This window comes from Candidatus Paceibacterota bacterium (genome assembly GCA_028714275.1).
GTDB lineage: Bacteria > Patescibacteriota > Minisyncoccia > Phycocordibacterales > CAINVO01 > CAINVO01.
In genome coordinates, this window is the sequence record JAQTMP010000058.1 from 1 (window position 1) to 3861 (window position 3861).

Below are 3861 nucleotides of genomic sequence, written 5' to 3' on the forward strand. Positions count from 1 at the left end.
TCTGCTTCGCATGGCGCAGCACTTGCAGCACGACAGGCGCATGAACCTCACCGCGCTGGTGCGGGCGCGGTTCCAGTTGGCACAGGCCATCGAGCGCGAGATCGAACGGCTGCGGCAATATGCCGTGGCGCAGGGGTTTCAGCTTCGGCTGCCAGAGATGACCGTGCCGCCGCTGGAACAAGCCGCGCCGCACAGCTTTCGCTTCCAGCTCGGGCAATATCCGGCCAGGAATGTGTACCGGGGCAGCTACCAGCTCGACAAGCACTTCTACCCGGTGATTCACGATTTGCGCGAGAAGACCCCAGGCGGACGGGACTCAGAGGAATTCCGTTGCGCCCAGTTGATCGACGCGCACCGCCTGGTGAAGTTCTGGGTACGCAACATCGAGCGCCAGCCCCAGTGTTCGTTCTGGTTGCCGACCGCCACGGACTACTTCTACCCGGACTTCGTGGCCGAACTCATCGACGGTCGCATTCTCGTCGTGGAATACAAGGGCGAGCCCTACAAGACCAACGACGACTCGCGCGAGAAAAAACTGGCCGGTGAGCAATGGGAGCGCAGCAGCGAGGGGCGCTGCCTGTTTTTGTTCGCGGTGGAACGCGATGATCAGGGGCGGGACGTGGCGAAACAGATCGAAGCCAAGATCGGGGTCTGACGATGGCACGCCGCCGCAAGCGCAAAAGCCTCGGCGAAATCGGGCTCACGCTGCTCGCCATCGGCGGAGGCGGGCTGCTCGCGCTGAGCTTTTTGCAAAACAGTCCCTTGACGCTCATGATCATGGCGTTGCGTCCCTGGGCGTGGCTGGCCGTCGCTCTCGGCGCCTTCCTCCTTGGCTTGCAGGCACTGTCCACCCGACGGGCCGGTGATTTGAGCTGGAAGCCTGTCGAGCCGAGCTTCGGGAGCCGTCGGTCCCCCTCAACACACAGATCCAGTCAACCCGCAGACGTATTGATCGACGATGACCTGCGCGACCGCTGGCGTCCCCCCGAGCGAGCAGAGGCCGCCGTTGCGCGGCCGACAGCCTGGACGCAAGCCGTGTTCGATCTGATCGAATGGCGGCGCTTTGAAGCGCTGTGCGAGGCGTTGCTGCAACAGGAGGGATGGTTCACCGCATCGCAGGCGTGCGTATTTCAGCCCATCGTGGACGGCATTTCAGGCTGATCGTGGACGGCATTTCAGCGGGATCGTGGACGGCGTTTCAGCCTGATCGTGGACGCTGTTTCAGCGTCATCGTGGACGATTGGGGGTGGCGGCAAGTGATTTCCTAGGCGGTCTAGGCTGGTCGATTTTTTGATCGAAGCCGATGCCCACAACCAGAATCACGATGCGCCAGATCCGAGAAGCATTGCGCCTGCACCTGCAGGTTGGGTTGACCTATAGCGAAGTGGCCCGCGCGCTCAAGCTGTCCAAGAGCGCGGTGGGCAAGTACGTGTCGCAGGCCCGCGTGGCCGGGGTGGACTGGGCGGTGGCCCAGACGCTGACCGACGTTGAGCTGGAGGGGCGGCTGTACCGCCCGCCGGTGCCGCGCGCCAGCGATCATCTCGCCCCCGATTTTGCCGCCATTCACCAGGAACTCAAGCGTCCCGGCGTGACGCTGATGCTGCTGTGGGAGGAGTACGCGCAGGGCAACGCGCTGGCCTACAAGTACACCAGTTTCTGCGTCAAGTACCGCGCCTGGGCGCAGACCCTCAAGCGCTCCATGCGCCAGGTGCATGGGGCCGGCGAGAAGCTGTTTGTCGATTACGCCGGGCAGACGGTGCCGATCACCGACGTGGCCACCGGCGAGATCAGCGCTGCACAGATCTTCGTGGCCACGCTGGGGGCGTCGAGCTACACCTACGCCTGCGCCACGCCTCGGCAGACCACCGCCGACTGGATCGGCGCGCAAGTCCAGGCGCTGGAGTTCTTCGGCGGCGTACCGCGGCTGATCGTGCCCGACCAGGCGCGCGCCCTGATCAAACACCCCGACCACTACGACCCGCTGCCCAACCGCACGTATGAGGAATTTGCCAACCATTACGGCTGCGCGCTGCTGGCCGCACGCCCGGCGCACCCGAGAGACAAGCCCAAGGTCGAGGGCGCGGTGCTGCTGATCGAAAGGTGGATCCTGGCGCGGCTGCGCAACCGTCGCTTCTTCAGCCTGATCGAGCTCAACGCGGCGATCGCCGCGCTCATTGCCGATCTGAACCTGCGCCCGTTCCAGAAGCTGCCCGGCTGCCGCCGCGACGCCTTCCTGGCCCTCGACGCCCCGGCGCTCTCGCCCCTGCCAGCCACGCGCTACGTGGTTGGCAACTGGAAGCAGGCCAAGGTCAACGTCGACTATCACGTCGAGTTCGAGGGGCACTACTACAGCGTGCCGCACCGCCTGGTGGGCAGTTCGGTGGAGATGCGCGCGGGCGCCGGGCTGCTGGAGATCTTCTGCGCCAACCAGCGCGTGGCCTGTCATGCGCTGAACGCCCGGCGCGGCCAGCACTCCACCACGCCCGAGCATATGCCAGCCTCGCACCGTGCGCACCTGGAGTGGACCCCGGCCAAGCTCATCAAGTGGGGCCAGAGCATCGGGGTGGCCGCCGCGGGCGTCGTGACCTGGCAACTGGAGAACCGCCCGCATCCCGAGCAGGGCTACCGCGCCTGCCTGGGCCTCAAGCGCCTGGCGCGTGAGTACACGCCCCAGCGCCTGGAAGCGGCCTGCGCCAGGGCGCTGGCGATCCGCTCGCCCACTTACCGCAGCGTGGCCTCAATCCTCAAGAGCGGGCTTGATCGCCAGCACGCCTCAATCCCCACGGCGGCGTCCACCGCCTTGCCCGAGCACGAGAACGTGCGCGGTGCCGATTACTACCACTGACGGAGAACAACGATGCTCAATGAACACACCCTCGACCAACTGCGCGCGCTGCGCCTGGACGGCATGGTCCACGCCCTGACGGAGCAGGCCAGCAGCACGGCGGCAGCCGCCCTGGCTTTCGACGAGCGGCTCACGCTGCTGGTGCAAAGCGAGATCGCCTGGCGTGACGGCCGCCGCCTGCAGCGCCTGCTCAAGGCGGCCAGGCTCAAGGTTTCTGCTGCCTGCGTGGAGGACATCAACTGGCGTGCCAGCCGCGGCCTGGACCGTCATCTCATCGCCAACCTGGCCGGTGGCGACTGGCTACGCCATGCACAGAACTTGCTCATCACCGGCGCCACGGGGTGCGGCAAGACGTGGTTGGGTTGCGCCCTGGCGCATCAGGCCGCCCGCGCGGGCTTCTCGGTGCTGTACACCCGCGCAGCACGCCTGTTCGACGAGCTGCAGGTCGCCCACGGCGACGGCAGCTATGCCAAACGCATGACCCAACTGGCCAGGCTTGACTTGCTGCTGATTGACGACTTTGCGATCGCGCCCATGGGCGCGGCCGAGCGCAATGACTTGCTCGAACTGCTCGACGACCGCGTCGGCAGCCGCTCCACGCTGATCACCAGTCAGCTTCCAGTGAAAGCTTGGCATGCCTACCTCGACGACCCCACGCTGGCTGACGCCATTCTCGACCGCATCGTGCACAGCAGCCACAAAATCGAGCTCAAAGGCCCATCGCTGCGCGAGAAGGATAAAGATCAATGACCCCCCAGAACCTCCGCCACCGCTGCGCCGAACACGCCTTATCCACCGCGGCGGCCGGTCCGTCGCAAGCGCCGTCCGCCGCCGTGGATAAGCCTGCAAAGAATCCCCTCACCAACCGCTTCGCAAGAACCGTTTCAGGCTGATCGTGGACGTTTGAGATACAGTCCAACCCATCGCTTGCGCGCACCCCACGCGCGTCCACGATCGCGCTGAAACGCCGTCCACGATCAGACTGAAACAGGCGTCCACGATCGCTGAAATGCGCA

General features: G+C 65.5%; 4 protein-coding genes. All 4 read left to right on the forward strand.

The genetic code is table 11. The annotated features are described in order from the left end of the window. On the forward strand, positions 1-655 hold a 655-nt coding region (locus tag PHF79_04035), incomplete at its 5' end, for a restriction endonuclease subunit R (GenBank protein ID MDD5318949.1). Positions 656-657: 2 nt separating this feature from the next. Continuing rightward, positions 658-1161 carry a hypothetical protein gene (locus PHF79_04040; GenBank protein MDD5318950.1) on the forward strand — a complete coding sequence of 168 codons (504 nt, stop codon included), beginning with the start codon at positions 658-660 and terminating at the stop codon, positions 1159-1161. A gap of 142 nt (positions 1162-1303) precedes the next feature. Continuing rightward, positions 1304-2845 carry an IS21 family transposase gene (istA, locus tag PHF79_04045; GenBank protein MDD5318951.1) on the forward strand — a complete coding sequence of 514 codons (1542 nt, stop codon included), beginning with the start codon at positions 1304-1306 and terminating at the stop codon, positions 2843-2845. A gap of 12 nt (positions 2846-2857) precedes the next feature. Beyond that, positions 2858-3595, forward strand: coding sequence for an IS21-like element helper ATPase IstB (istB, locus tag PHF79_04050; GenBank protein ID MDD5318952.1), 738 nt, complete (start codon positions 2858-2860; stop codon positions 3593-3595). Positions 3596-3861: the final 266 nt, after the last annotated feature.

What these genes read in the sequence shown, in the direction of transcription:
- istA (MDD5318951.1), top strand. Translation starts at nt 1,304, where the DNA reads ATGCCCACAACCAGAATCACGATGCGCCAGATCCGAGAAGCATTGCGC.
- PHF79_04040 (MDD5318950.1), top strand. Translation starts at nt 658, where the DNA reads ATGGCACGCCGCCGCAAGCGCAAAAGCCTCGGCGAAATCGGGCTCACG.
- istB (MDD5318952.1), top strand. Translation starts at nt 2,858, where the DNA reads ATGCTCAATGAACACACCCTCGACCAACTGCGCGCGCTGCGCCTGGAC.